Consider the following 26279-nt stretch of genomic DNA (forward strand, 5'->3'; position numbering starts at 1 on the left):
GAAGCCCGCTTATCAAAAATATATCACGGAGTGGCTTGCCAGGTCGCGGTGACCGCTCCATCGCTGGTGTTCCAAATTCGCAATTTGCCGTCATGGCTGCCAGCTACAACTTTGCTACCATCGGGTGATACGGCGGCTGCCAAGACCCAATCTTCGCTGCCGGTGAACTCCTGAGCGATGGTGTTGTCGGCAAGGTTGATCTTCAGCAAACGTTTGTTGGCACACGGCACCAAGAGTTCACTCTCACGCCGGGCGAGTTGAAATCCACCGCCTCCCAAACCGATCTCGGCTGCTTTTTTTCCATCGGCGATTGCCCAGCGATGCAAACTATTGCCCGTGCTGCTGGAAAATACTTCGCTGCCACCCGGCAAGAAAGCCACGCCGCGAACGCCCGCCCCGTGGCCTTGATAACTGATTAACAATTGGCCCGATTCAAAATCAAACACCTTGGCAGATTTATCGCGACTGGCGGATACCAACCGCTGACCATCATCGCTCCAAGCAACCGCCGTTACCCAATCGGCGTGGCTGGCCAGCGTCTTGATCGTGGTCATCGTTTCCAGATCAATGATCCGCACCAAAGCATCGGCCGCGGCGATCGCCAGTCGCTTGCCATCGCCGCTGTAGGCAACATCAAACACAACATCAGTCGTTCGCCCGACCACACCGCGAACTTCGCCACTGGCAAAATCAATCAACCGCACTTCACCGCTGCGGCCAGGCTCTCCGCAAGCGACCGCCAGCGTGGTGCCGGTCGGATCGAATTCCATGGCAAACGTTCGCTGACCCACGTTCTGCAAACGACGAACCAACGTCCCGTCGGCGACATTCCATACCGTGACTTCATGATATCCGGCTGCCAAAACTTGACTGCCGTCGGGTGAAAAAAGGGTCGCCGTCACGGCCAGCGGCGCCGGGTAATGCTCCGGCGGTGCCTCGTATTGAACCGGTGGTGTTACCAACGGCAACAACGTCTCAGAATCCTCGCCATCGAACTTTGCACCCGCCCGCAACCAACGTCGAATCAGCTCTATCTGCTCGGCCGGTAAAGGGTCGCTCTCCGCCGGCATCCGCTCGTACTCATCATCGCTGACGATGCGGCGAAGTAACTCGCCCCAAACGGTATCGTCGCTCGCTGTTTCATCGCTGGCGGGTTGGATCACCGGTACCTCGCCCGAGTCGCCCGCTTTGAGCAATTCCGTAAAGGTATCGATCCGATACCCCCCTTCGGCCTTCTTGGCGGCGTGACACGCGAGACATTGTTCGACAAAGATGGGTGCGATGTCTTTGCTAAAACTGACATCTTCTTCCGCCGCCGCCGGAACGACCATCACGAAGCCACTGACACCAACCACGACCGCCAACAATCGAAGCTTGCTTGGAGGCATGCCCGAGTGCATGCGGGAGGCAGATCGCTGAGCGGATAATCTAAACGCGGGTAAACTAAACATGGAGCACATAACTGGTTCCGCCAAGCACGAGTCTAGTGTTGGAATAAAAACTCATCGGTGTTAATCAAAGCCCAACAGAGATCCTCGACGGCTGCTGCGACATCTTCGTTCTGGCTGCAATATTCAACAGCCACTTTCAATTCGGCTTCATCAGGCTGGCGGCTGAGCGCTGCCAAGTAAACCTCATTGATCACCTCCTCGATTGGCTTGCCGGCGGCGATCGCACGACGGAACCGGTTGTTGCTATCTCGCAACTTTTCATGGATCGTGGGGCCGTTGAACAATTCAATCGCCATCCCCAAATTAGATTCGGCGGTTCGTTCACAAGCGCACACGGTACTTCGTTCCGGCTGGCCAAAGGTCTTGAGAAAGTCCAGCTTGACCAAGTCGGGTGCGGGCACCTGCGTTGCCAAGGTTCCAGCTGGCAGATTTCCCATTTGCTGAGTCGTCCCCAAAGCAAGATTGACCGCGTCGAGTAATTGCTCAGCGGTCAGCAGGCGTGGATGTTGATGCGAGAAATAAGTCGTATCGTCCTTGTTGAACGGGTTGCTGACATAGCTCGCCTGATAGGTGCGGCTGTTTAAGATGGTTCTCAACAGATGTTTGCGATCGTACCCGTGTTCGACAAAATCGCGAGCCAGCGCATCGAGCAACGGCCCATTGGCAGGCGGATTTGAATCGCGAAAATCATCGATCGGGTCAACGATGCCACGCGAAAAGAGTTGGCTCCAAATTCGGTTTGCCTCATTCTTGGCAAAAAACGGATTGTCGCTGCCGACCAGCCAGTCGGCGAAAGCAACGCGACGGTCCTCGCTGTTAGGAATCTCCATGCTGCCGACAAGCGGGGCCCAGGGCCGCAAAAGTTCTCCAGTCCGCGGCTGAGTCACCTCGCCATCCCCGGCGGTCCAAATAAACATCTCGCCCGGTCGCTGCGTGTTACGTTTGCGGACACGATTAAAGAAGGCAGAAAGTCCGTAGTAGTTATCCTGTGTCCAACGCTCAAAAGGATGGTTATGACATTTGGCACACTGTAAACGCGAACCAAGGAAGACTTGAGAAATCGTCTCCACCGAATCATTCATATCGGTTGAAGTGCGATAAAAGTTTGCCGCCGGATTGGCTAGCGTGCTGCCGCTGGCGGTCAACAGTTCCTTGGCGAATGCATCATAGGGCATGTTGTGGAGGAAAGCGTTTTCCAGCCAACGGTAATACTTATATACTCCCACATCGCCAACTTGCTTGCTGGTCAACTTTAACAAGTCACCCCACTTCAAGGCCCAAAACTTGGCGTACTCGTCCCGTTCCAGCAGGTCATCGATCAAGCGTGCCCGTTTGTCACTCGCGGAATCGGCCAGAAACGTTTTGGCTTCCTCCACCATGGGTGGGATGCCGATCACATCCAGGTAGACGCGGCGCACAAATTCGGCGTCGCCGCACGTTTCCGACGGCAGGTATTGCAATTGTTGCAGTTTAGCGTTGACCAATTCATCGATGTAATTGTTCGCCAGGGGAGCGGCCCATTGGAAGCCGGGAACTTTCTCCACGAACATGATCGGCACCGATTCAATGTGCTCGAGAAAACGCACCAAGATCGCGGCATCCCCCCGAGCCATGGCGGTCACCAAACCATGCTCATCGACTTTCGCCACCAAGTTATTAGAACTCTCATAGGCCACCAAGTGTGTCACATCACGTTGGCTGCCATCATCGAAATGAGCGATCACAGCTAATTGCTGCGCGCCGCCGCGGAGATCGAGCATCCGTTTTTCATTGGGGAACACTTCCAATCGCACGCAACGCGGCGTGCCGGCGGGATCCGCCGGTGCCCCGGCGGCAATCCAGTCACGCAAAATCGCATATGCCTCATCGTCTTTTCGCAATTGTTTGCCGCCACCATGGCTGACTTTCATGATGGGTTTCAGCAACAACAAACTCTCTTCCGGGTCGATTAAGTTCAATCTGCGGCCAAAATCCTCGCGGATCAGGGTAAGTTCATCGAGTGACTTGTCGAAGGCTCGCAGGGACAGCCGGAACATCCCCTTGCCACTGGGAGAACCATGGCAGGCACCAGAATTACAACCCTGCTTGGAGAGTGCCACCAAGACCTCCGACTCAAACTTGGGTGGAACCTGGTTAGCCACGTCGGCAACTTGGACAGGTATAGCTATCCGTTGCGAGCCATATTCGGCAATCACTTCGCAGCTTCCATCAGCAACCGGCCAGACGACAGCATCGCGAACGATGGCAATCTCAGGATTCGATGAGGTGAGTTTTACATCGTGCGTCCAATCGCGAATGCGACCATCGCCGGTGACTCCCGTGACAACCAATTGACTGCGTTGCCCCCCGCCTCGCAGCGTAATTTGCGGCGGATAGATTTGCACCGCGGAGGGACCAGGAATCACATCTCGAGGCTCCGAGTGTGCGACGACGCGAATGTCTTGTTCATCGATTTTCGTGGTTGCCTCAACGGTCAAAACGAACACTTCGGCGGCAAAATTGGCGGCAAAATTCAAGGTCACTTCCGCTTGAGTTTGCTCAGCAGGAATGGCGATCGATGGGGGGGCGGTAACGCCGGTCGGCAAATTAGGGAACGTTAGCGTAACCGGTTGTGCCGTGTGCCCCTCGCGGACAGCGGTCACCGTGAACACCGCTGGGGAGCCAGCCAAAATTGATTGCTGGGACTCCAGCGTGATCGCCAACGGATCATACCACTGGATATCAAGTTGTGAGGTTTCAATGCGTCCGCGACCGTTGAATTCGGCAAAGCTAAAGAGCTGTAAAGAATCGGGCTGCGATTCTTCGTGCTGGCTGTCTGCATCGGTCGGGAGGGTGATCGCGAGGTTATATTGGTCGTCTTTTGCTTCGACCGTGATCGGCCAGCGGTTTGCGGGATGGTTTGTCAGGATTGTGGCTGGTGCCTTGAATGCTTCGTTAGTGCGTTGCAAGGTCAGCTGCACCTTTTGCGTCGACAACGGACGCGCAAAACGTTGTGGTTGGTCATCGGCTAATTTCCAAACCGCCTCAGTTGGTGCTCCACCGGCGAGCAGCAAGGCGCCATCTTGGCCAGTTACCGGAAAGGGAACATGCGGTTGCTTGAGACGTCGCAAGCCAATGCTATCAACGTGGCGACGAAGTGTTGGCTGAGCTTTCGCAGTGGCGATGAAGTGGGCGGCTGCCAAGGCATCGGGTGACCAATCAGCAGTCGCTCGCAGGTAGATTTTCGCTTCTTTAGCGCCCGCCGGTATGATTGGATTGATAATACTCAAGCCGGGCGACTCATTGGCAAATGTTAGCTCGATCTCACCATCATAACCTTGCCGAGCAATTTGCAGATCGACCGCGCACGCACCGTGCTCAGGTTCCAATACATATTGCTCACGTAAAGCTGCGTCCGCTTTGAGTGCAATGCCAAAATCGTTGGCTGGTTGGATTGCCACCCAGTACCCAAAGTCTGGGCCGCCGCGGCCTAATAAGTCATAACAAACAAGCTGGTAGACGCCGTTGTCCGGAAAGGTGTACTCGAAACTCCATTCATCGGCATCACTCACGGCGGTTTCGGCAACTTTGCCCCCCGCCGCGTTTTGCAATTCCATCTTTAGCAAGGTTGGACAACGCAGGCTGCGTGTGCGTGAAGTGATTCGCACCTTTGCTCCCTGCACGCCTTGAATTGCGTAGCTATCACGTTCGCGTTCCGCTGACAGCTGGCCGCTGATCCCCAAGGGGAACGCGTTTGGGGCGTGGGCCTCGTTGGCGTCGGGGGCCTCGTTGGCTGGCGGCTCAACAATTTGAGGCAGTTCGCTGACGGCCAAGGGAGTCCAGGAGGTTTGCTCAGCCATCGCCGAAACAACGGTGGTGTTACCGACAAAATCAGCCGGTAGATGCACGACCGTGGCGACTGGCTCAGCCAATCCATCACCATGTAACATCACCGTGGTGGGCTGGCCAGCTGGCACGGCCAACGGCAGCGGATGACGCAGCAGGGGGAAATTCCCCACCCGCAGGCAATAGATTCCTCCAGCCACAAATTTGCTGTCGACGATCTCCAAGACGTACTCACCCGCTTGCTCCAACTCGATGGCAAATCGTCCGTCGGCACCGACCGCCGTGTCGTCGACTGCCGCCAAGCGATTTCCTTGGCTGTCCAGCAACCGAACGAGCGGATCCATGGCCGAGCCTAGGGGCTGTGTGAAGACTTCCACCGACAGGCGTTGCGGTTGCGTGACGCTTAAGCGGTAAAGATCGCTGCGAGCCCCGTCGCTGCTGCCGCTGATCACACACGCCGGCGGGATCGTCTGGGCCGTTTCCTGGCTATGGTTGTTACCCTGATCAACAATCGCGGGCAGCGGGTCGACTAAGACCGTGATCGCTTCGCTGGCCAGGCCATTCCCTGCTAACCAAATCCGCAGCGGTCCCGCGGGCGCGTCGGCGGGCAAGGTCAGTGCCAAGGTCGCTTGCTCGGCCGTGGTGCTAGTGAGCTTGAGTTCCGCAGATGAGAGATCGCTGATCGCTCGCAGCTGATTGTCGAGCGTTTTGCCGGTGACAACAAGTTCGGTGGTGCTGCCGGGCGTACACGATCGCGGAAAGACTGAGCTGACGGCAAACTGGGCGGTCGCGTGCGTGGTCCAAAACCAACAGACAGCGAGCGCGCAAGCCGAAACGACGCGGCGGGAGAGTAACATGGAGGGATCTCTGGAAAGGAGGCAGTTACGCTTCGCGCCCGGTGTAAAGGGGCGCAATCACGTTTCCGTTGAGTAGATGGTGGGGGCGTCGCAGGGGATCAACAATGGTGACTTCGGGATCAATCCCGAGGCCGGTGAGCATGGTGGTCAAAACGTCTGCAGGGGACCAAGATCGCGAGACGGGATAAGCCGCTTGATTGTCGGTTTGCCCGAGAACTTGCCCACCGAGCACGCCCGCTCCGGCAAACATACCCGAGTAAGCGTGGGCCCAGTGGTCGCGTCCCGGCAACGTCTGGCCGGGGAGCGTGGAGACCTTGGGAGTGCGGCCGAATTCGCCCATCACGACGACCATTGTTTCGTCCAACAGCCCTCGCGACTCCAAATCGTCCATGAGCGCTTCGAGGCCTTGATCGAGTTGTGGCAAAAGTCGGTTTTTCAGTTTGCCCCAATTGTCCGTGTGCGTGTCCCAGGTCTGCACGATTCCCAACGTGGCTTGCACGATCGGAACTCCCGCCTCGACCAGCCGCCGCGACAACAGCAGCGATTGACCGAATTTGTTGCGGCCATAGCGATCCCGCACTTCGTCCGCTTCGCGATGGATGTCGAACGCTGCTGTGACGCGCCCCGAGGTGAGCAGGTTCATGGCGATTTCTTGCTGGTCATGAAACGACTTCACTTCCGCGCTCCGATCGCCGCTGCTGGAGTGGTTTAGTTTGCCCAGCAAGTCGCGCCGCGCGAGCAAACGCTCATGGTCCATTCCCTCCCGCATACTGAGCGCCTGCATGCGAAAATTCTTATCGTTGGGATCGCCCTGAATCTGCCAGGGATCATGTTTTGCGCCGAGGAATCCAGCGTGTTGGCCCGGCCAGGTTAACGGCCCCTCAATCAAGTAGTTGGGCAACGATACGGCGTTGGGGATACCATCTTTACGCGGACGAATGAAATCCAAGGCCGAGGCAAAATTAGGAAAGTCACTGCGAGATTCGACTCGGTCCAAATCACTGCCGCCACGGGGAATTGGTGTCGGACGTCCCGTCAAAGCAACGTGCGTGGCTAACAAGTGATTGTGTTCGCGATGGGCAAGCGTGCGAACGATCGCCCAACGACCTAACTGCTGGGCTAACTTGGGCAGATGCTCGCAAACCGCAACCCCGGGCACGCTGGTTGAGATCGGCGAAAATTCCCCCCGCACCTCCGCGGGAGCATCCGGCTTGGGGTCGAGCATGTCGAGTTGGCTAGGGCCGCCACTAAGTAAAACAAACAATATCGACTTTGCTTTCCCCGCGCCAGGATTCCCGGCGTGATCCCCTTGAAGACCATCACCCGCCCGCACCAAATTTCGCGGCAGCACACTACCAAGCACACCGGCGGCACCAATCTGCAACAGTCCACGACGATTCATGCTGATCAACGGAGACATGGAACAGTCCTTTGCGAGGCGGGAGGTGGGAAGGAAGGGGATGACCGATAAATCTGTCTGGCAGGGGAAAGCCAACGCACCGATCAACTGATATTGTTGGGGGTCGCGAGCAAAAATGCAACAAATTACCGCAACTTTGCAGGGAAAACCGCAACAGCCTGCTGGGGGCCTGAGGCCGGACACGGAAAAATCGCGGTTTAGTGCCGAAAAAGCAACTCGGCACACATGGGAACGCGGGGCTGTTTCCCGGAGAGATGACTTATTGCTGCCGCGTCTTGGTCACGTGCTGTCGCACTTCTTCGAAGACCGCGTCGGGGGATTGCATCCCGTCAATCGTTGCCAGTTTGCCTTGCTCTCGATAATAAACCAGCAGCGGGGCGGTCTGGTTGTAGAACACTCGCAGGCGTGCATTGATCGTCTCGGCGGTGTCGTCGCTGCGATTCTCAACCTGCGCTCGCTTCAGCATCCGTTCCACCAACACTTCCCGCTGGACATTCAAGTCGAGCACCAAATCGACCTGATCGTCTCGCTCAGAGAGATGCTCGTCGAGCAATTGCGCTTGCACCAACGTGCGAGGAAAACCGTCAAATAGGCAACCGCCCTGGCAATCCATCTCCTTCAGTCGCTTGGTCACGATTCGCATCACCAGGTAATCAGGCGCTAAACGACCAGTATCCAAAAACGAGGCGACCAAACGTCCCAGCGCGGAGTCCTGCCGTCGGGCCTGACGCAGCATATCCCCGGTGGAGAGATGCGGTACCGCAAGAAACTCAGTCAAGCGTTTGCACTGGGTTCCCTTACCAGCACCAGGCGGTCCGATGAAAACGATCCGCATAGAAGGTGCTGTCCCCAATCCCGAGTCAAAACGGCGGTGCGATGTGGCGGACATCAGTGCAAACCGCCCCCGGCGTGAACCACTCTCTTCACGCTCAGAAAAACTAGCTCTCTAACATACCGCGATAATTACGCATCACCAAGTGACTGTCAATCTTCTGAATCAAATCGAATGCCACGCTGACGGCAATCAACAATCCGGTACCACCGTAAAAGCCGGCAATCGAATAAGAGACGCCTAATGAACTGTAAACGATTGTTGGTACGATCGCGACAATCGCCAAGAACGCAGAACCCACGTAAGTGATTCGAACCATCACCTTCTCGAGATAATCCGAAGTCCGACGTCCAGGTCGGTGGCCAGGGATGAAAGTTCCTGACTCACGCAGCTGGTCCGACATTTCCTTGGGATTGAAAGTGATCGCTGTCCAGAAGTAGCAAAAGAAGAAAATTAAACCCACATAGAGAAAGTTGTAGAGGAAACTATCCCCGCCGCTCATCATCGAGCTGAGCCCGTTGAACGTCCGGAAAGCGGTGGAATCAATTTCCTGTACCGACTGTGCCAGGAAACCAAACAACACACCAGGGATCATCAGCAAGCTGCTGGCAAAAATGATTGGCATCACGCCAGCTTGGTTAATTCGCAACGGCAGGAACTGACGGGTTCCACCATAAACGCGTCGCCCGCGAGTGAACTTTGCACTTTGGGTCGGAATACGACGCTGGCCGAGCGTAATGAACACCACGCCAAAGACCACAGTGACAAACAGTAGCACTAGGATAATCAGCGTTTCAACGCCCACGGTACCTTTCGCCAATCCGACTAGTTCCGGCTTCATGTTGCGGATCAGTTCGTATAGCGCCTGGGGCATCTGGGCCAAAATCCCAGCCATAATCAACAGGCTGATCCCGTTGCCGATCCCGTATTCGTCGATCTGCTCGCCAACCCACATCAGGAAGACGGTTCCACAGGTCATTACCAGGACCGCGACAATTTGCCAGCCAAACATTAGTGTCTGCGTGCCGTCGGCCATAAAGTCGGGATTGATCTTCCCGCCCCCGGCACCGCCGGCCATCATATAAAACCTCAGATACATGTAGCTCTGCACGAGGCAAATCAACACGGTTAGGTAACGCGTGTATTCGTTAATTTTCTTTCGACCGGCTTCACCTTCTTTCCGCAGTTCCTCGATGGGCTTCCAAACGCTGCCGAGCAACTGGAAAATAATCGAAGCAGAGATGTAGGGCATAATGCCCAAACCGAAGATCGTCGCGTTGCGAAGGTCGGACGCCGCAAACAGGCTGACCTTCTCAAAGAACTCGCTCGCTCCGCCTTCACCGGCGGATCCGCCCGTATCGGCGTTGATCATCGGCAACGGAATGTGAAATCCGATGCGATAAAGAGCGAGCAGCGCAAGCGTGATGAAAATCTTCAGCCGCAACTCGGGGATCGAAAAGATAATGCGTAATTTTTCGAACATTGAACTCACGTCATCGTGAGGATCACGATCGCCAATGGAGCGGTCGTCGATTAAGGAAAAGAGGCAAGCCCGCAGTCACGAGCCAGCCTCTTGTTTGAAACGCTGTGAGTTTACCTCGGCCAAAAACCTTAACGGAATGGCCATCCTAACTTTATCATTCCATCTGAGTCCACCCCACAATACCGGCGAACCCTGCCACGGAACAACCATCTTATGCCTTCGCGGCCGCGGCTTGTTCCTTAAGTGCAGCAACTCGCTCGGCTGGTGCGCGTTTGGCTGGCAACTTGTCCACGGTACCACCGGCAGCGTTGATCTTCTCGATGGCTGATTTACTGAAGCGATGAGCCGACACGGTCAACTTCTTGGTCAACTCGCCGTCACCTAAAATCTTTAACTCGTCGTAAACGCCTTTGGCCAAGCCCTTTTCGGCCAGTAACTGAGGCGTGACTTCAGTCCCCTCTTCGAAGACGTTATTCAAGTCACCAACGTTGACTGCAAACACATCAAGCGCGAATTTGTTGTTGAATCCACGCTTGGGGATGCGGCGAAACATAGGCATCGCACCCCCCTGGAAGTTGGGCTTGCGGCTGTAACCCGAACGGCTTTTATGGCCTTTGTGCCCGCGGCCCGCTGTCTTGCCGTACCCGGAGCCTTGGCCGCGTCCGATACGTCGCCGCTTTTTGTTCTTCTGAATGCCGCGATGGACGTCATCGAGTTGCATGGCTACGACTTCGCTATCAATAAATGTCAAGAATGTACGTTAACAACGATCGCCAAACGCGACCGATGGAATGCCCCGCAGGACACCGTGAAAAATCAAAATCAGTCCAAATCGACGCCACGCAGGGCAGCGGTTTCTTCCCGTGTCCGCAATTTACTCAACGCGTCGATAGTCGCCTTCACCAACGTCACGGGATTATTCGTCCCATAGCTCTTGGTGAGAATATCATGAATCCCGCAAGCTTCACAGACGGCACGCACAGCTTGCCCCGCAATGATACCGGTACCGGCACCGGCGGGGAGCAATAGCACACGAGCAGCACCAAAGTGGCCCCAAACTTGGTGCGGGATGCTGCCGCTGACCAGCGGCACTTCAATCATGCTGCGGGAAGCTTGCTTCTGTCCCTTGTTTACACTCGGAGGAACCTCGTTCGCTTTTCCGTAACCCCAACCAACACGCCCCTTGCCATCACCAACCACAACCATGGCTGCAAAACTAAAGCGGCGGCCACCCTTGACCACAGCGGCACAGCGTTTGATTTTGACGACGCGGTCGAGTAGTTCGCCCGATTGTACGGAGGTCGACACGATGTAATTCCTGAAATGCGTTGTATGTGTTTAACTGGGTCCGCTTCGTTGACTAGCCCCACAGGGCCAGCGCCACTTTGGACCACCAGACCCCGGCGACCCCTCTTCCGAGCGCTCACTCTAAAAACTTAAGGCTCAGAGGTAACAACCGCCGTCCCTAAAGCTCGATGCCGCCTTCGCGAACCGCATCTGCGAAAGCCTTGACCCGGCCGTGATAGCGGTTGTGCCCACGATCGAACCGAACCATGGTAATCCCCGCCGACTTGGCGAGCTCGGCCAGCTTTTTACCAACCGTGACCGCCGCCTCACTGTTTCCAGTGTGGGTAGAAGCACTCCGCAAGTCGGCTTGACGCGTGCTGGCTGCACAAATGGTGTTACCAGCGACGTCATCGATCAACTGACAGGAAAAATGCTTCAACGTCCGCTCGACAGCCAAACGGGGACGCTCAGCGGTGCCACGCACATGCTTCCGCACGTGATTACGCCGCCGAACTCGTTTGACGTTTAATTTCTTGTTCTTGTCCATATCTGCACTGGCTTAAGGAGCGCCTGCGTTCAATTCAACTTGTGAAAACTATTTGGAGGCCGACTTGCCTGGCTTGAGCTTGATCTGCTCACCTTGGTAGCGAATACCCTTACCCTTGTAAGGCTCAGGCTTTCGCAAACCTCGCACCTTGGCGGCAAAGTCGCCAACGGCCTGCTTGTCACAACCCTTGACCACAATATGCGTTTGATCGGGACAAGTCACTTCCAACCCTTGTGGGACCGGTACCTTCAATTCATTTGCCATTCCGACCCGCAAGTTCAGCACATTGTTTTGAACCGAGGCCAGATAACCGACACCAATAATCTCCAGCTTACGCTCGTAACCCTCGGTCACGCCGTGGACCATGTTGGCAACCAAAGCACGAGTCAAACCTTGGAAGGCTCGAGCGGCTCGCTCTTCGTTCGAACGCTGGACCGAAACTTCATCGCCATCAACGCTGACCACAACCTCAGGACGGTGACTAAAGCTGAGCGATCCTTTGGGACCATCAACCTGAATCGTGTGCCCGGAAACCGAGACCTTCGCTCCGCTGGCGACTTTAACGGGTTTTTGACCGATGCGGCTCATAACTGGCTGCTAATTCGTATAAATTGAAATGTTTCCATCACGACGATCGCTGGCTGACCGTCGAGCTTTCTATCCTGCTGTGACATCAATGCTCGGAACAATCGAAATCATCCCAAATCAGCACTTGAGGCTAGTCTGCCGCATGACGCCGGGGACCTGCCTCTACTCCGACAACCGCGGCGCTCTATTTCTTCGCTATCCCGTCACCTAAATGGCCTCTCTCAAGGAACCACCTATGCACAGGCTGCTTAGGAAACTTGGCAGAGCACCTCGCCACCCACGTTGCGTGTGCGAGCTTCGCGATCACTGATCACACCCTGACTGGTGCTGATGATGCTAATGCCAAGCCCACCCAACACGGGCCGCAATTCGCGGCTTCTCATGTACAATCGCCGTCCAGGCTTACTGCTGCGCTGAATCGACTGAATAATTTGTTCGCCGTTGGGGCCATATTTCAGCTCCAGACGCAAGGTCGCCACGGGGACGCCTTCTTCTTGGACCACTTCGTAGTCCCAAATAAAGCCTTCACGCTTTAACACGTCAGCGATTCCTCGCTTCACGCGGCTCAGCGGAACATCGACGAAAGGACGCTCTACGCGTACTGCGTTGCGAATTCGCGTCAACATGTCGGCGATTGGATCGGTCATCATGATGTGCTGCTCCCCTTGTCCTACCAACTGGCCTTACGAACGCCCGGGATCTTGCCAGCATCAGCAAGCTCGCGAAAATGAATACGACAAAGTCCAAATTTACGGTATACCGCCCGAGGGCGTCCGCAAATTAGACAACGGCTCTCTCGCCGCGTAGAAAACTTCGGCGTACGGTTTGCTTTCGCGATCTTTGATTTGCTGGCCACGCCTGGCTACCTGTCGGTTTTGAATGGGGCCGAAAACTAATTGAATAAAAGTGTATCGTAACGTGTACCTTCGGTGCCTAAATTAGGCAGCGTCGGTGGTCTTCTTCACTTGTCGAAAAGGCATACCCATCATTTCCAACAGGTCACGACCTTCGTCGTTGGTCTGTGCAGAGGTGACGAACACAATATTCATCCCTTGCGGTCTCGTGTATTTATCAGGATTCAGCTCAGGGAACACCAATTGCTCGACCAAACCCATGCTGTAATTTCCGCGTCCGTCGAACGCCTTGCGGCTGATCCCGCGAAAGTCACGTACCCGTGGCAGAACCACCGATACGAGTCGATCCATGAATTCGTACATCCTTTGGCGACGCAGCGTTACCATGCACCCGATCGGCATACCTTCCCGCAAGCGGAAACCGGCAATCGAATTGCGAGCGACGGTTAACACGGGCCGTTGACCAGTGATGTCTGCCAACGCCGAGGCGGCGATGTCCAACACCTTCTTGTCCGAAACGGCACTGCCAACTCCCATGTTCAGAGTTATCTTCTGCAAGCTGGGAACTTGATGTGGGTTTTTGTAGCCGTACTTCTCAATCAGTCCGGGACGGACCTCATCGAGGTACTTGCTCTGCAATCGTGGAAGTGTGCTCGTAGCCATGGAAGCGTCGTAACAATTAAAGTGATTTAGGAACCAGCGTAAGCACTACGGGGCGGAGCAATTTGCCCCATCGCAGCGCCACTCTTCTTCGCGTATCGTTCCTTGCCGCCATCGGGCAAATAACGGACGCCCAGCCGACTCGGCTGACCTGTTTTGGGACAAATTACCATCACGTTGGAGGCGTCGATTGGCATTTCCAAGCTCAATCGACCCCCTTGCGGGTTCTTCTGACTGCGTCGAACGTGCTTCCAAACTCGGGCAACACCTTCCACGACCAGCTTGCCTTTCTCGCGATCAACCTTCAACACTTTACCGGTGACGCCTTTACTGGCACCAGCGATAACCATGACTTGGTCGTTTACTCGAATCAACATCGAACGCTACCCAATTAAGTTTCTACAAAGCTCAAACGACTTCGTTCGCCAGGCTGACAATCCGCATGAACGATCGATCTCGCAGTTCACGACCGACGGCACCAAAAATCCGCGTCCCACGTGGATTCTTGTCCTTATCGATCAACACAACCGCGTTGCTATCAAAACGGATATAACTACCGTCTGGCCGTCGCACCGGTTGGCGTGTTCGCACAACGACCGCACGCACCACCGCCTTTTTCTTGACTTCGCTGCCTGGAATCACGCTCTTGACGCTGCAGACAATCACGTCACCGAGGGTCGCGAATCGACGCCTCGAACCGCCCAACACCTTGATGCACATTACTTCTCGTGCGCCCGTGTTATCAGCGACATCGAGTCGAGTTTCTTGCTGAATCATCGCTTATCTCTTGATCTCGGTTACTCGTTTGACTCGGGACTACCTGCCGCATCATCGCTGGCCGAAGCCGCGTGCGTTGCCTCATAGGCCTCGGCTTCCGCCTCCACACCCGCCTTGCGTGCCGCACGCAGAGCAGCCAAATCAACAGATGTGCTCTTCTGCACAACTCGAACCAGCCGCCAACGCTTGAGTTTGCTCAGGGGCTGGGATTCAATGATCTCAACCAAATCCCCAACACCCGACTCGTTCTTCTCGTCATGTGCGTAACACACAGTTCGACTGCGAACGTACTTCTTATATTTTGGATGCTTAACCAAACGATCAATCTCGACCCGTCGGGTCTTGAGCATCTTGTCGCTGGTTACGGTTCCCGTGAGGACGCGCTTAGGCATGACGTTTAATCGTGAATTGGAAATTAACTGCTGGGGGATCAAGACGGCGAGCTGGCCGCTGCCATTTCTCGCTGAGTCTGGATCGTTTTAATACGGGCGATCAAGCGACGGTTCGCTCGGATTTCCGTGGGCGTATCGAGACGCTCGGATTCCGATTGAAAACGCAGACGAAACAACTTTTCGGCCGCTTCATTGGCAGTTAGTTGCAACTGCTCGTCGCTCATTTCGCGAAGTTCTTGAATGTTCATGTCTGCTTGTGGCGGTAATCGCTCGTCGTCTAACAAGAGGAATCCGGAGCCACGCGAGCGTAGCACCGACCTCCTCAGCCAACTTAAGCCGAACGCCTGCGGACGAATCGCACTTTGATTGGCATTTTACTGGCCAAGCGTGCGAAACAGACCTTTGCTTGCTGTTCGGTCACTCCACTTAATTCATACAAAACCGTACCGGGTTTGACTACGGCCGCCCAAAAATCAGGCTCGCCTTTTCCCTTACCCATCCGCGTTTCGAGCGGGGTGCTCGTCACGGACTTGTCGGGGAAAATGCGGATGTATAGTTTTCCTTCGCCTCGGACGTATTGCTGGGCAGCGATACGACCCGCTTCGATTGTCGTGGCGCGAATCCAGCCAGGCTCAAGAGCCTGAATACCGAATTCGCCGAAGACAACCGTGTTTCCGCGAGTCGCACTACCTTTTATACGCCCTCTTTGGCTTTTTCGATGCTTGACCCGTCGAGGCATCAGCGCCATCGGTAACGTCTCCGTATGTGCCTTGATTTACCCAAACTTGAATACCAATATGCCCTTGAGCGGTCTTCGCTTCGGCAAAGCCGTAGTCGATCTTCGCTTGTAGGGTGCTCAACGGGATCGAGCCGCTACTGGCTTTCTCCCGCCTGGCCATTTCCGCCCCGCCCAATCGACCAGCCATCTGGATCTTGATGCCTTTGGCACCCGCATCCATTGTCTGCTCCATCGACCGCTTCATCGTGCGACGAAAACTAGCCCGTTTGCTTAACTGCTGCGCGATATCCTCTGCGACCAACTGGGCCATAATCTCGGGCCTGCCGATCTCTTCAATCTTTAAATTCACTCGCCGCCCGATCAGGTTCTGCAATTCTTCCTGCAGCAACTCGACCTCTTGGCCCTTTTTACCGATGATTAGCCCGGGACGCGCCACGAACAGAATCACTCGTACTTCGTCTCGCGTTCGCTCAATCTCAATGCGATCGATCCCCGCACTGCGGTACTGCGAACGCTTGGGGTGATTCTTGATGAAATGGCGGACTTTGAAGTCCTCCATTAACAACTCGGCGAAGTCCTTCTTCGACGCATACCACCGACTTGCCCACCCGCGGGTGACGCCGGTACGGAAAGCGACTGGATTGACTTTTTGTCCCATTTCTCGAACCTGCTCCGGTAGCTCCTACAGATCCTCAATGGGAACAATCCCCACCGAGATATGACTTGTACGTTTCTTGATCATGAAGGCCATCCCGCGTGCTCGGGGACGGATCCGCTTGAACATCGGACCCCCGTCGACTCGCACGTCAATCAACACCAAATCTTCGACATTGAAGCTTCGGCCTTCGTTCTGCTCTGGATCCTGGGCGTTGCCAATCGCACTGCGGATGACCTTCTCCAGCATTCGCGCACCACGATGCGGCTGGAACTTTAATATATCCAGCGCTTCGTCGGCGTATTTGCCGCGAACTAAATCGGCCAGCGGCCTCACTTTGCGGGCGCTGATCCGGGCATTCTTGTATGTGGCTCGCATCGCCATAACGATTTGTCCGTGTAAACTCGTTGCCAACTCTGCGACAACAATCGGTTGTCTTGCCTACCGCTTGCCCTTGCCACCATGCCCGCGAAAAGTGCGGGAAGGAGCAAATTCACCAAGCTTATGTCCTACCATGTCTTCTGTGACCAACACCTTTTGGTGCTTGCGTCCGTCGTGAACCATGAACGTTACGCCAACAAACTCAGGCACAATCGTGCATCGCCGCGCCCACGTCTTGATTGGCTCGCTCTTTCCCGACTCAGCCTGCTTCTGAACCTTGAAGAACACCTTTGGATCGACGTAAGGACCCTTCTTGCTGCTTCGACTCATACCTGTGTTCGCACGCTATTGGCAGTATTAATTTTACTCAATCGACGCTCTGTCTACGACTTCCGCTTCATTCACTTTTGAGACGAACCTAAATCTATCAAGGCAAGCCTCGGTCTCTGTAACATTATTATCTTGCTACTTGTGCAGCTTCAATTGTCCGTACCGTCGGCTCTTCCGCCGCCGCACGATCGCACTGTTGCTCGGCTTACGCCGCTGACGCGTCGCCCCACCCTTGGCGCTCTTGCCTTGTGGGCTCACCGGATGACGCCCGCCCTTCGTTCTACCTTCACCACCACCGTGTGGGTGGTCGATTGGATTCATTGCCGTACCACGCACGTGAGGACGTCGCCCCATCCAACGCGAGCGACCAGCTTTACCCAACCGGACTTTACTATGACTGCTATTTCCTACCGCTCCAACCGTTGCTCGGCAAGCGGATGGCACTCGGCGAATTTCACCACTGGGCAAGGAAAGCTGAGCCCAATCTGCGTCGCGAGCCATCAAAGTCGCTTGTGTTCCCGCCGAACGACACATCGAGGCACCCCGGCCGGGACGCAGTTCGATGCAACAAACGGTGGTACCAATCGGAATACTCTTCAGCGGCAGGCAATTACCCGGCTTGGGAATCGCTTCCGGTCCGTTCTGTATCTTGTCGCCAGCAGCCAGTCCGTCGACAGCAACGACGTACGACTTTGACCCGTCTGAGTATTTCAGCAGAGCGATCCGAGCCGTGCGGTTGGGGTCATACTGGATCGAATCAATTACCGCGTCGACGCCATCTTTGGTGCGACGAAAGTCAATGATTCGATACTTCTGCTTGTGCCCACCACCGCGATGGCGAGCCGTGATCTTACCTTGGTTGTTTCGTCCACCAGTTTTCTTTTTGGGTCGCAACAGCCGCTTCTCAGGCTTTGCCCCCGGTGTCAACTCGACGAAATCGCTGACCGATGCGTTGCGACGCCCCGCGCTGGTCGGCTTGTAGATGCGAATGCCCATACTTTATTCCCGCTTCGTTATATTTGCTGTATCGCCGACCTAGAAGAAATCGATCTTTTGATCCGGAACCAACTCCACGATCGCCTTTTTCCAAGCGGACGTATGGCCCACGCGGAACTTGAACCGACGCTTCTTGCCTTTGCGATTTTGAGTCCGCACCTTTACGACCTTGACGTCAAACAACGTCTCGACCGCTTTGCGAACATCGATCTTTGTGGCGTCCAAGTGGATCTCGAACGCATATTGATTGTTCCGAGTCGCACGGTGAACACCCTTTTCGGTCACCAACGGACGCAACAGCACTTGGTGGGGCTCTAACCGCACGCCACCAACCTGCTCAGTCACCTTGGCTGCTCTGCTTGCTTGTAATTTCGGGGACATTACCACTGGTACCTAACTGTGCGCCACGCTGATCTGCTAATCAAAAACCGAATTAACCCGTCGCAACCTAGGCGACAGCTTCGGACTCGCTCGCTCGGCCCGCCGAACTCAACTGGGGACGCTGATTAAACGTGCCTTCCTTGATCTTGTCGAGAGCCGCTCGCGAAACCACCATCCGCTTTGGACGCAACACGTCTAAAGCATTGAGATCATGGGCAGCCCGAACTTCCACACCGGGAATGTTCCGCCCGCTCTTGTAAACTAAGCTGTCGTAACCATCGGTCGTCAGCAGCGTGGTGACGCCCCCCAAACCAATCGCCTTCAGCAGCCCGGCAATCGCTTTGGTTTTCGGAGCCTCGAGCCCAAAACCCTCAACGACCAACACTTCGCCATCTGTAATCTTGCTGGCGATCGCCATACGAGTCGCCAATTTAACCGCCTTCTTAGGCAGCCGATAGCTGTAATCTCGCGGAGCAATCGTGTGCGCCACACCACCGCCTCGACGGATGTTCGTCCGCTTGCTACCGGCACGGGCATTACCCGTACCTTTCTGCCGATACATCTTCTTTGTCGAACCGGCGACCTGTGCCCGTGTCTTCGCTTGACGCGTGCCCTGGCGACGATTCGCCTGATACATGACCACCACGTCATGCAATAACTGCTTGTTGATCCGAGACGCAATGGCCGCAGGGTCGATCTCGTATTGACCGACCTCTTTTCCGGTGGCGTCGTAGACTGGCAGGCTGACCATGGATGTGACTAACGATTCAAAGGAAATTGTTTCAAAATATCTCAAACACGCCGCTGCAGGCTCCGCCCACAGGACTAACCAACTTTATTTGTTTGCTGGATCACCACATACCCGCCGTTCGGACCCGGTACGGCACCGCGAACGAGCAGTAAATTGTTTTCCGGATCCACCTTGACCAGCTTTAAATTGCGCGAAGTGATTCGCGTATTGCCATACTGTCCGGGCATCTTCTTGCCCTTGAAGACGCGACTCGGATAGGCGCTGCAACCGGTACCGCCAGCGTGACGGTGAACCTTCTTAACACCGTGCGTCGCACGCTGACCAGAGAAATTGTGTCGTTTCATCACGCCTGAAAAACCACGCCCCTTGCTGGTACCGACGACATCCACTGCCTTCACTTCCGCAAAGACATCGACGCCAACTTCCGCGCCAACCGTTAAGTCGCTCGCACCGCGGAACTCGCGGACGAATCGCTTCGGTTCACAGTCGGCCTTTTCGGTAGCTTCGACGCCAGCAGCCACTCGCTGCTTTTGAGCGCTGCTATCTAGACGGGCGACGTGACCTCGCTCACTGCGGGCAGCCAATCGCCTGGGCTTGTCGTCGTAGCCCAACTGAACAGCTTCGTAACCATCGCGATCTAAAGTACGTACCTGCAACACATGACACGGACCTGCCTGAATTACCGTTACCGGTACAGCGGTCCCATCCTCCAAATAGATCTGCGTCATCCCGACTTTTTTGCCGAGGATTCCCGGTGTCATATCGGCCATGCCTTATCGTTGCTAGGTGCGCCTTCGCCCGATCCTATCGCCCCCTGCGGCCACTGGTGACTACAGAGCGACGGTTATCTGGCAAAATCCAGCGATAACCCGAAACCCATGCTGATGTAAAAAAACGAACACTGCCCCACGACGACTAGCAGCCAGAATCAGCCAGCAGGCTGCTTGACTACTTGCGTCGGCCACTCACCGCAGCGAGGGACAGACAAAAACCCAACCTTAACTCTGCTTATCTCGCCGTGGCCTTGATCTTAATGTCGACGCCAGCTGGCAAGCTCAGTTTGTTCAACGCTTCAATGGTCTTTGCGGTGGCCTGAACAATGTCGATCAGACGCTTGTGCGTACGAATCTCAAATTGCTGGCGAGCCTTCTTGTCGATATTCGGACCAGACAATACCGTGTACCGCTCAATGCGAGTCGGCAACGGAATCGGGCCGTGCACCTCCGAGTGCGTTCGCTTGACCGTGTCTACGATCTCCTGAGCACTTTGGTCCAGAATCGAATGATCATAAGCTTCCATTCGAATGCGGATGACTTCGCTAGACCCTGTCGACACGGCGACGCCCTGAATATCAAACAATTGAACCGGAACAAAACCGCTCCCCCGTTGATGCCTTCGTCAAGCGACGCGTGGCAAAAGGAAGTTTCCCTGGTTGGGAGCGTGAGAATTTAAGGAGCGGAGCGGGAATGGTCAATGTCTGTTGGGCGAAATTCTGAGATAAAGTTGGGATTGCCTTGGTAACCGCGTTTTCCACGAAGATTCAGCCTCCGCAAAGTCACCCGCTCGCGACTGGATTACGAAAAAACCCCCTCCCTGATTACAGGTAGGGGGTTGGTGTTTCGGCAAGCGGATAATCGCCGCGACGTTCATTCAGTGGCGATTTAGCCAGCTTTGGCCAAATTCTGCAGCTTGAGCGTTTCCAAATAGTCCACGGCGATCTTGATGACCTCCTTGTTGTAGAAACTATCGCGGAAAACCTCGTCTTCGTCAGTTTCTTCAGCCAGTTCTTCCATCTGCAGTCGGTCGGCATTCAGTTCCGCCCGATAAGCTTTGAACTGCTCGCGATTGAGCGACAGATATTTCTGCTCTTTCTGGCGGCGGAAAATGTCGATTCGCTTGAGCAAATCGGCGAACTCGTCCTCGTTTTTGATCCGGTCCGCACTGCGGGCACGCACCAAACCGAGCACTTCGGCCGGTACCATGCGGTAGTAATCATGCTCGGCGGCCGGCACGCGATCGGTGGGCAGTGCGTGTTCCAGGTCGCCTTCGCTGATGTCCATGTGCGTGGTCACCGACGGCAAGATCACATCGGCCTGCACGCCGTCTCGCTGCGTGCTGACGCCGTCCGGGAGATAAAACTGCTGCAGGGTGACCTTAAGTGCTCCGAAGTCCTCTCCGATGCCTCCAAAGACCTCACGGTCGAGGTCCAATAACTGCTGGACCGTTCCCTTGCCGTGCGTTGTCGGGTCGCCGACGATCAAACCGCGACGGTAATCCTTGATCGCTCCGGCTAGAATTTCCGAAGCACTGGCGCTCAGCTTGGAGGTCATCACAACTAGCGGTCCATCCCAAGCCACGCCGCTATTTTCGTCTGCGTAGACAGCCACATCGCCGTCAGCTCCCTTGATCTGAACGACCGGGCCGCGATCAATGAACAAGCCGGTCAAATTGATCGACTCGGTCAAACTGCCGCCCCCGTTGGCGCTCAAATCCAAGACCACCGCGTCGACTTTTTGCTTACGGAAATCGGCCAGGATGCGTGCCACGTCGCGGGTGCTGCTGCGATAGTTTTCACGATTCGCTCGCGCACCCTCCATGTCCATATAAAAGCTGGGCAAGTTGATGTAGCCGATTTTGTGGGGCGAGCCGTCAGCCTTGGAGCCCTCGGTGATCACTTCACCCCGCGCCGCGCTGTCTTCCAGCTCCACTTTGGAGCGGACGATCCGCAACTCCTTGACTTCGCCCACGCCGCCCGATTTCACGCCCAATCGCACGATTGAGCCCGAGGTACCACGGATCAATTTGACGACTTCGTCAAGCGGCATTTCCACCACGTCGACCATTTCGCCATCGTCGCCCTGGCCAACCGATACGATGTGATCTTCCTCTTTGAGCTCACCCATTTTGTCAGCCGCTCCCCCGGGAATTACCTTGGAAACGACCGTCTCACCATCTTTTTCTTGCAACGCTGCGCCAATGCCTTCCAGGTTCAGTCGCATGCTGATCTCGAAATTCTCCAACGTCGATGGCGACATGTAGGTCGTGTGAGGATCAAAGCTGCTGGTCACCGAGGTCAAGAAAATCTCCAGCAAGCGATCGTCGCCCAACTGGTGCCAACGTCGCGCATTGCGATGGTAACGACGATCGAGCTGCTCAATCGCCTCTGCCACCGTCTTGTCATCTTCTTCCAGCACCAAAATGTTGTATTTGACTTGTCGCCGCCAACGCTCCCGAGCTTCTTCCGCATTAAGCGCATAACGCGTCACGTCAGGATCAGTGGCGATCGATTCTTCCTTGGTGAAGTCAAAATCGCTTTTCAGTAAATCCTCCAGCACCACCAACCGCTCATCGACCCGCTGCAGAAATCGCTCAAATACCGTATAAGGAAAACTGACGTCACCCTTGCGGACCATGTCGTCAATTTCCAGCCGCTGCTGAGAAAATTCGTCGATGTCCGATTGCAAGAAATACAACTTCATCGGATCCAACGATTTCAAAAACAAGTTCAACGCCCGTTGGCTGTATTCGTCGTTCAGCTGATCGCCCGATACGTGACGCTTGGGCATCAAGCTGGCAATCATCCGCGCGACGGTACGATTGACCATCGTGGGGCCGTTTAAATCACCCGCCGTGGACCGCTGCAGCGAAGCCAACGCGGCAACCGAGATCCCCGTTGCCGCAACGAGCGAAAGTAGCAACCACTTTCGTGAACCTGTGACCGAATGTATACGCATGCTGTTGGTCCGCTAAAGATAGAATCCTGGAAAACGGTGGACCGCTGAAGGTCCAGCGCATGGTTAATGGTAGGACGGTCAAGGCTAGCTAGCAAGTTTTTGCCAGCTCGCCAGTTCCGCGACTCCTGTTCCAATGGAATTGACGCTGTCGATTTTCCCGCGACAAACGAAAGAAACCGGCACAATGCCACGACATTGCCAATTGTAGAGGTTTTTACGCAGCCGGGGCGGCTTTAGTGCGAACGACCACCTGTCCCTGGATGGTCCTAACCGATTTTCGACCGCCAAGGAAAGATGTATCAGCCGCCGAACGCGCGTCCGACTTAGTGTTGGTTGGTCAAAATCCACCACAACCGCCGCAAGGCGGCCGAGTCGTCGGTGACGCTGCTGCGGAGCAAGCGAGCGACTTCCATCTGCTCGCCCGAGGGGTGCCAATAACCGGCCAAATAATAAAGATGCTCGGCCCGCCGCTGAAACGCGTGCTCCCCACCAACCCGATCTAACCAATCAACCGGCAATTTCCCACCGTCCGCCGCCGGCGTGCCGCTGGAGGAACTGCCAGTAGACCCCGTGGGCTCAGCCGGATTCATGGCGAAAATCTCCAGGCTCGCTTGCAATAATTGGGTGTCGCCAGGCCGTTGTCTGCTGGCCACTCCGGAGGCCGTTTGTGGGGCATTTAAATTGCCAATTTGCCCCAAAGCCGAGCCCTCGCTGAGCAGCCGGAGGTTGCCCGGCAACTGTCCGCTGGTTAACACGGCCGGAGAAGCAATCGCCAGCAATTGGCCGAAATTTTGCTTCGGCAAACTGTGCGGAAAGCCGGCAAAGGTCTGAATTTGACGACTGGCTAACCGCAAATCCTCGTCGCTGGCCGACTCGAATTGCGGCGATCTGAACGCTGCCGGCACCTGGGATCGCATCGGACTGGCTGTGGCGACCCAGAGTACCAGCCGCCCCAAATCAAAGTCGTGCGCCCGCAATTGCTCGGCCAAAGTGGACTGTAACTGCAGCGTGATCAGCGATTCAGGTGGCGCCGACGGGTCGGCTGGTGAACCAACCAGCGGCTGGCCGTAGACCAATTCCCAAACTCGATTAACCGCCGCCCGGGCCAGTCGCGGATTGTCTCGCAACGAAGCGGCAATCCAGTCCAGCGTTTCGCTCCCCGCGACCGAGTCGCCGGCAGTGTTTTGCAACTGGGAGCCGGCAGTTTGCCGGTCCCCAGCGGTGCTATTTCCAGCGGCGTTATTCGGCGAAGTGGAAATCTTGCCCGTGGAACTGGCCAGCCAGGCCAGTGGTGCGCGCGGCAAAGCGGCTCGCTGACGCCCATCTGCCAGTTCGTAAAATACAACCGGATCGTCGCTCCGCTCCGCAGCCAAAGCCGATTCCAACTTCAAACCACCCTGCTCGGTCGCCGTCCAACGCAATCCCGTCTCGAATACCGCGTTTAAACTCCAGTACTGATCTTGCCAAACGCGTCCGTCGAGCGGATGGTCATGGCATCGCCCGCAGCGCAGATCAAGATCCAGCATCGCGTGCCCAAATTGCTCGACCAACGGCACCGAACGAGGCCCCGCCAACGCGCCATACCAAACCGCGGCCGGATTAAAGTCCTGACTGCTGCTGTCAATCGCGCCACGAGCGGTCAATAACTGGCTGGCGACCTCATCAAACCTGGCACCGCCACCAAAAGTGTCTGCCAAAACTCCCGCCAACGCTTCCCGCTGCTCGGCTACCAACCGCTCCCGCCCAACCCGGCCCAACAACCGTTCCGCCAAGCGACGTGCCAACGCTAGACGAATTTGCGGCTGCTCCAGCGCCACACTAACCGAGGCCAGCGGCGCCGCAGGATCGATGATGACCGGCTGGCCAAATAGATCGGCCAGGCGGGCGGCAAACACGGGCAAGTCGACGCTGGGCGTGGCCGGGACCCCCAAAGCTTGCCAATAACTGGCCAGTGCGTTGTCGGTGATTGCCAACACTTCCGAGTCGCTCAATGGCGAGGCCGGCGGGGGAAAGCTCAAAGCGGGAATCGAGGCGGCTGTGGACTGCCGCGGCGACGGGTCGCCACCGCGATCGCTGAGCGCAAACTGAGGGTCGGCTAATTGCCGCCCCCGCCGATCGGTCCGAGCCACATCGCCAACATCCGTGCCCGCCAAATCGCCGGGCTCAGTGCCGGCCTGCGAACTTGCTTGAGCAAGCGACTGGGAATCTGATTCCACCGGCGATGTCGCGTTGGCTGCGACGCGTGAGCCGGTCGCGGCTGGCGGGGGCTCCGTGCCACCATCGACCAGTTGTCGGTCAGAGCCCGCGGGGTCCGCCGAGTCATCGGGTGCAAACCAGCCGTTCCAGCCGATGACGATAAGCAGCAGGGCAGCCGCCGAACTGGCCGCGATCAATAGGCGACGGGAAGCTGACTGCCCACGTTGCGGACCCCGACTAGCGGAGCGAACGTCATACACGCCGGCCGGTGTGGCCATCTCAGGTGACTGCACCGCCTGCCCATTGCCATGACCGACGGCTGTGAAATTGGTGGCTGAAGTGCGACCAACGGCTACGATCGGTGGCGGCTCGGGGGGCGCTGCCGTGGTTCCAGTGGTGCGGGACTGGCGCTGCAGAACGGCCAAAATTTCCGTTGACAAATCGGGCGGGCTGGTTTTGCCGAGCACCTCGCGGAGAAGGCTGTCGAACATGGCATCGGCAGCGGCATCAGTGTTGTCCAAGCCATCTGCCGGCTGGTCGTCGCGAAAAGGGTCATCAGGGGATGGATCAGCGGCGGATGTCATGAGTTTAATCGACTTTCTACGCAGGAGCGAAGCTGTTTCTTGGCTCGCTGCATGAGGTTTCTAGCACCGTGTTCGGAGATTCCCAACGATTCGCCGATGGCAGTCCGGCTGGCTTCTTCCGCATAGCGGAGTCGCAAAGCTAGGCGAGCACGTTGGGTCAAGTGTTGCAAGCATTCTCGTAGGGCATCGACGGCGAGGTCTCCGGAGAGATCCGCCCCGGCCCAACGACACCAGGTGTCGTCGAGCATCTCGGCTGATTCGGACAATTGAACTCGACTGGTCTTGCGAACCATCGAGACCATTAAGTTGTGTGCGGTTCGTCTTAGGTAGGCTGAGGTGGCTGCCTCGTTGTGGTACACAAAGTTGTCTCGCCCTAGAACTTTGAGGAACGTTTCTTGGGTCAAGTCGTCCGCCGTGGAGGCATCGCAACCAAGCGTACGAAGATACCGCCAGACGCCCTTTTGGTGGCGCAGCACAATCGTCGTCGCATCGGGGGCGACGGACTCCTGCGGTTGACCTGACGGATATCCCAAACTTTATTTCGCTCACTTGGGGGTGA

28 protein-coding genes are annotated in these 26279 nt (G+C 56.1%); all 28 read right to left on the reverse strand.

The features are described from left to right. Positions 1-23: 23 nt before the first annotated feature. The 28 genes from SH139x_RS24415 to SH139x_RS24550 all read right to left on the reverse strand — a co-directional run bounded on the left by SH139x_RS24415 (position 24) and on the right by SH139x_RS24550 (position 26253). Positions 24-1388 (reverse strand): WD40 domain-containing protein, encoded by a 1365-nt coding sequence (locus tag SH139x_RS24415; protein ID WP_488352358.1) that lies wholly within the window; start codon positions 1386-1388, stop codon positions 24-26. Positions 1389-1483: 95 nt separating this feature from the next. After that, positions 1484-6133 (reverse strand): DUF1549 domain-containing protein, encoded by a 4650-nt coding sequence (locus tag SH139x_RS24420; RefSeq protein ID WP_488352359.1) that lies wholly within the window; start codon positions 6131-6133, stop codon positions 1484-1486. A gap of 25 nt (positions 6134-6158) precedes the next feature. Continuing rightward, positions 6159-7553, reverse strand: coding sequence for a DUF1501 domain-containing protein (locus tag SH139x_RS24425; protein ID WP_488352360.1), 1395 nt, complete (start codon positions 7551-7553; stop codon positions 6159-6161). A 259-nt stretch (positions 7554-7812) separates the two neighbouring features. Continuing rightward, positions 7813-8442, reverse strand: coding sequence for an adenylate kinase (locus SH139x_RS24430; protein WP_488352361.1), 630 nt, complete (start codon positions 8440-8442; stop codon positions 7813-7815). A gap of 49 nt (positions 8443-8491) precedes the next feature. Continuing rightward, positions 8492-9868, reverse strand: a complete 1377-nt coding sequence (secY, locus tag SH139x_RS24435; protein WP_488352362.1) for a preprotein translocase subunit SecY — start codon at positions 9866-9868, stop codon at positions 8492-8494. Between the two features lie 211 nt (positions 9869-10079). Beyond that, positions 10080-10589 (reverse strand): 50S ribosomal protein L15, encoded by a 510-nt coding sequence (gene rplO, locus SH139x_RS24440; protein WP_488356078.1) that lies wholly within the window; start codon positions 10587-10589, stop codon positions 10080-10082. 101 nt (positions 10590-10690) lie between these two features. Further along, a complete protein-coding gene (rpsE, locus tag SH139x_RS24445; RefSeq protein ID WP_488356079.1) occupies positions 10691-11179 on the reverse strand; it encodes a 30S ribosomal protein S5 in 489 nt (162 codons plus the stop codon). A 154-nt stretch (positions 11180-11333) separates the two neighbouring features. After that, complete coding sequence (rplR, locus tag SH139x_RS24450; protein ID WP_488352363.1) at positions 11334-11702, reverse strand: 50S ribosomal protein L18; 369 nt, start codon at positions 11700-11702, stop codon at positions 11334-11336. A gap of 48 nt (positions 11703-11750) precedes the next feature. Beyond that, a complete protein-coding gene (gene rplF / locus SH139x_RS24455) occupies positions 11751-12290 on the reverse strand; it encodes a 50S ribosomal protein L6 (protein ID WP_488352364.1) in 540 nt (179 codons plus the stop codon). A gap of 248 nt (positions 12291-12538) precedes the next feature. Next, complete coding sequence (gene rpsH, locus SH139x_RS24460; protein WP_488352365.1) at positions 12539-12940, reverse strand: 30S ribosomal protein S8; 402 nt, start codon at positions 12938-12940, stop codon at positions 12539-12541. Positions 12941-12960: 20 nt separating this feature from the next. Beyond that, complete coding sequence (locus tag SH139x_RS24465) at positions 12961-13146, reverse strand: type Z 30S ribosomal protein S14 (protein WP_488352366.1); 186 nt, start codon at positions 13144-13146, stop codon at positions 12961-12963. 82 nt (positions 13147-13228) lie between these two features. Further along, a complete protein-coding gene (gene rplE / locus SH139x_RS24470) occupies positions 13229-13807 on the reverse strand; it encodes a 50S ribosomal protein L5 (RefSeq protein ID WP_488352367.1) in 579 nt (192 codons plus the stop codon). A 26-nt stretch (positions 13808-13833) separates the two neighbouring features. Next, positions 13834-14181 carry a 50S ribosomal protein L24 gene (gene rplX, locus SH139x_RS24475; RefSeq protein WP_488352368.1) on the reverse strand — a complete coding sequence of 116 codons (348 nt, stop codon included), beginning with the start codon at positions 14179-14181 and terminating at the stop codon, positions 13834-13836. Positions 14182-14212: 31 nt separating this feature from the next. After that, positions 14213-14581, reverse strand: a complete 369-nt coding sequence (rplN, locus tag SH139x_RS24480) for a 50S ribosomal protein L14 (RefSeq protein WP_488352369.1) — start codon at positions 14579-14581, stop codon at positions 14213-14215. Positions 14582-14601: 20 nt separating this feature from the next. Continuing rightward, entirely contained in the window at positions 14602-14973 is a 372-nt protein-coding gene (rpsQ, locus tag SH139x_RS24485; protein WP_488352370.1) for a 30S ribosomal protein S17, read from the reverse strand. A gap of 38 nt (positions 14974-15011) precedes the next feature. Beyond that, entirely contained in the window at positions 15012-15221 is a 210-nt protein-coding gene (rpmC, locus tag SH139x_RS24490) for a 50S ribosomal protein L29 (protein ID WP_488356080.1), read from the reverse strand. Between the two features lie 83 nt (positions 15222-15304). Further along, complete coding sequence (gene rplP / locus SH139x_RS24495; protein ID WP_488352371.1) at positions 15305-15721, reverse strand: 50S ribosomal protein L16; 417 nt, start codon at positions 15719-15721, stop codon at positions 15305-15307. After that, positions 15660-16370: a 30S ribosomal protein S3 gene (gene rpsC / locus SH139x_RS24500; protein WP_488352372.1), complete on the reverse strand. Its 711-nt coding sequence runs from the start codon at positions 16368-16370 to the stop codon at positions 15660-15662. Before rpsC ends, rplP begins: the two co-directional genes overlap by 62 nt. 24 nt (positions 16371-16394) lie before the next feature. Continuing rightward, on the reverse strand, positions 16395-16751 hold the full coding sequence (gene rplV, locus SH139x_RS24505) for a 50S ribosomal protein L22 (protein WP_488352373.1): 357 nt from the start codon (positions 16749-16751) through the stop codon (positions 16395-16397). A 57-nt stretch (positions 16752-16808) separates the two neighbouring features. Continuing rightward, complete coding sequence (rpsS, locus tag SH139x_RS24510) at positions 16809-17078, reverse strand: 30S ribosomal protein S19 (protein ID WP_488352374.1); 270 nt, start codon at positions 17076-17078, stop codon at positions 16809-16811. 135 nt (positions 17079-17213) lie between these two features. Next, positions 17214-18074 (reverse strand): 50S ribosomal protein L2, encoded by an 861-nt coding sequence (gene rplB, locus SH139x_RS24515; protein ID WP_488352375.1) that lies wholly within the window; start codon positions 18072-18074, stop codon positions 17214-17216. A gap of 39 nt (positions 18075-18113) precedes the next feature. After that, the gene (gene rplW / locus SH139x_RS24520; RefSeq protein ID WP_488352376.1) at positions 18114-18455 is read right to left on the reverse strand and encodes a 50S ribosomal protein L23; all 342 of its coding nucleotides are present in this window, start codon (positions 18453-18455) and stop codon (positions 18114-18116) included. A gap of 67 nt (positions 18456-18522) precedes the next feature. After that, on the reverse strand, positions 18523-19206 hold the full coding sequence (gene rplD, locus SH139x_RS24525; RefSeq protein WP_488352377.1) for a 50S ribosomal protein L4: 684 nt from the start codon (positions 19204-19206) through the stop codon (positions 18523-18525). 74 nt (positions 19207-19280) lie between these two features. Next, positions 19281-19934, reverse strand: coding sequence for a 50S ribosomal protein L3 (rplC, locus tag SH139x_RS24530; RefSeq protein ID WP_488356081.1), 654 nt, complete (start codon positions 19932-19934; stop codon positions 19281-19283). 280 nt (positions 19935-20214) lie between these two features. Continuing rightward, positions 20215-20541 carry a 30S ribosomal protein S10 gene (rpsJ, locus tag SH139x_RS24535; protein WP_488352378.1) on the reverse strand — a complete coding sequence of 109 codons (327 nt, stop codon included), beginning with the start codon at positions 20539-20541 and terminating at the stop codon, positions 20215-20217. A gap of 326 nt (positions 20542-20867) precedes the next feature. Next, positions 20868-22940 carry a carboxy terminal-processing peptidase gene (locus SH139x_RS24540; RefSeq protein WP_488352379.1) on the reverse strand — a complete coding sequence of 691 codons (2073 nt, stop codon included), beginning with the start codon at positions 22938-22940 and terminating at the stop codon, positions 20868-20870. A 323-nt stretch (positions 22941-23263) separates the two neighbouring features. Next, the gene (locus tag SH139x_RS24545; RefSeq protein WP_488352380.1) at positions 23264-25720 is read right to left on the reverse strand and encodes a DUF1553 domain-containing protein; all 2457 of its coding nucleotides are present in this window, start codon (positions 25718-25720) and stop codon (positions 23264-23266) included. Next, complete coding sequence (locus SH139x_RS24550) at positions 25717-26253, reverse strand: RNA polymerase sigma factor (protein ID WP_488352381.1); 537 nt, start codon at positions 26251-26253, stop codon at positions 25717-25719. Before SH139x_RS24550 ends, SH139x_RS24545 begins: the two co-directional genes overlap by 4 nt. Positions 26254-26279: the final 26 nt, after the last annotated feature.

Origin of the sequence: Kothea flammea (assembly GCF_052161645.1) — a bacterium.
Classification (GTDB): Bacteria; Planctomycetota; Planctomycetia; order Pirellulales; family Pirellulaceae; genus Laterigemmans.

Bases quoted from the DNA above. Each gene is read 5' to 3' on its own strand.
- SH139x_RS24415 (WP_488352358.1), bottom strand. From the start codon at position 1,388: ATGCCTCCAAGCAAGCTTCGATTGTTGGCGGTCGTGGTTGGTGTCAGT.
- SH139x_RS24420 (WP_488352359.1), bottom strand. From the start codon at position 6,133: ATGTTACTCTCCCGCCGCGTCGTTTCGGCTTGCGCGCTCGCTGTCTGT.
- SH139x_RS24425 (WP_488352360.1), bottom strand. From the start codon at position 7,553: ATGTCTCCGTTGATCAGCATGAATCGTCGTGGACTGTTGCAGATTGGT.
- SH139x_RS24430 (WP_488352361.1), bottom strand. From the start codon at position 8,442: ATGTCCGCCACATCGCACCGCCGTTTTGACTCGGGATTGGGGACAGCA.
- secY (WP_488352362.1), bottom strand. From the start codon at position 9,868: ATGTTCGAAAAATTACGCATTATCTTTTCGATCCCCGAGTTGCGGCTG.
- rplO (WP_488356078.1), bottom strand. From the start codon at position 10,589: ATGCAACTCGATGACGTCCATCGCGGCATTCAGAAGAACAAAAAGCGG.
- rplR (WP_488352363.1), bottom strand. From the start codon at position 11,702: ATGGACAAGAACAAGAAATTAAACGTCAAACGAGTTCGGCGGCGTAAT.
- rplF (WP_488352364.1), bottom strand. From the start codon at position 12,290: ATGAGCCGCATCGGTCAAAAACCCGTTAAAGTCGCCAGCGGAGCGAAG.
- rpsH (WP_488352365.1), bottom strand. From the start codon at position 12,940: ATGATGACCGATCCAATCGCCGACATGTTGACGCGAATTCGCAACGCA.
- rplE (WP_488352367.1), bottom strand. From the start codon at position 13,807: ATGGCTACGAGCACACTTCCACGATTGCAGAGCAAGTACCTCGATGAG.
- rplX (WP_488352368.1), bottom strand. From the start codon at position 14,181: ATGTTGATTCGAGTAAACGACCAAGTCATGGTTATCGCTGGTGCCAGT.
- rplN (WP_488352369.1), bottom strand. From the start codon at position 14,581: ATGATTCAGCAAGAAACTCGACTCGATGTCGCTGATAACACGGGCGCA.
- rpsQ (WP_488352370.1), bottom strand. From the start codon at position 14,973: ATGCCTAAGCGCGTCCTCACGGGAACCGTAACCAGCGACAAGATGCTC.
- rpmC (WP_488356080.1), bottom strand. From the start codon at position 15,221: ATGAACATTCAAGAACTTCGCGAAATGAGCGACGAGCAGTTGCAACTA.
- rplP (WP_488352371.1), bottom strand. From the start codon at position 15,721: ATGGCGCTGATGCCTCGACGGGTCAAGCATCGAAAAAGCCAAAGAGGG.
- rpsC (WP_488352372.1), bottom strand. From the start codon at position 16,370: ATGGGACAAAAAGTCAATCCAGTCGCTTTCCGTACCGGCGTCACCCGC.
- rplV (WP_488352373.1), bottom strand. From the start codon at position 16,751: ATGGCGATGCGAGCCACATACAAGAATGCCCGGATCAGCGCCCGCAAA.
- rpsS (WP_488352374.1), bottom strand. From the start codon at position 17,078: ATGAGTCGAAGCAGCAAGAAGGGTCCTTACGTCGATCCAAAGGTGTTC.
- rplB (WP_488352375.1), bottom strand. From the start codon at position 18,074: ATGGGCATTCGCATCTACAAGCCGACCAGCGCGGGGCGTCGCAACGCA.
- rplW (WP_488352376.1), bottom strand. From the start codon at position 18,455: ATGTCCCCGAAATTACAAGCAAGCAGAGCAGCCAAGGTGACTGAGCAG.
- rplD (WP_488352377.1), bottom strand. From the start codon at position 19,206: ATGGTCAGCCTGCCAGTCTACGACGCCACCGGAAAAGAGGTCGGTCAA.
- rplC (WP_488356081.1), bottom strand. From the start codon at position 19,934: ATGACGCAGATCTATTTGGAGGATGGGACCGCTGTACCGGTAACGGTA.
- SH139x_RS24540 (WP_488352379.1), bottom strand. From the start codon at position 22,940: ATGCGTATACATTCGGTCACAGGTTCACGAAAGTGGTTGCTACTTTCG.
- SH139x_RS24545 (WP_488352380.1), bottom strand. From the start codon at position 25,720: ATGACATCCGCCGCTGATCCATCCCCTGATGACCCTTTTCGCGACGAC.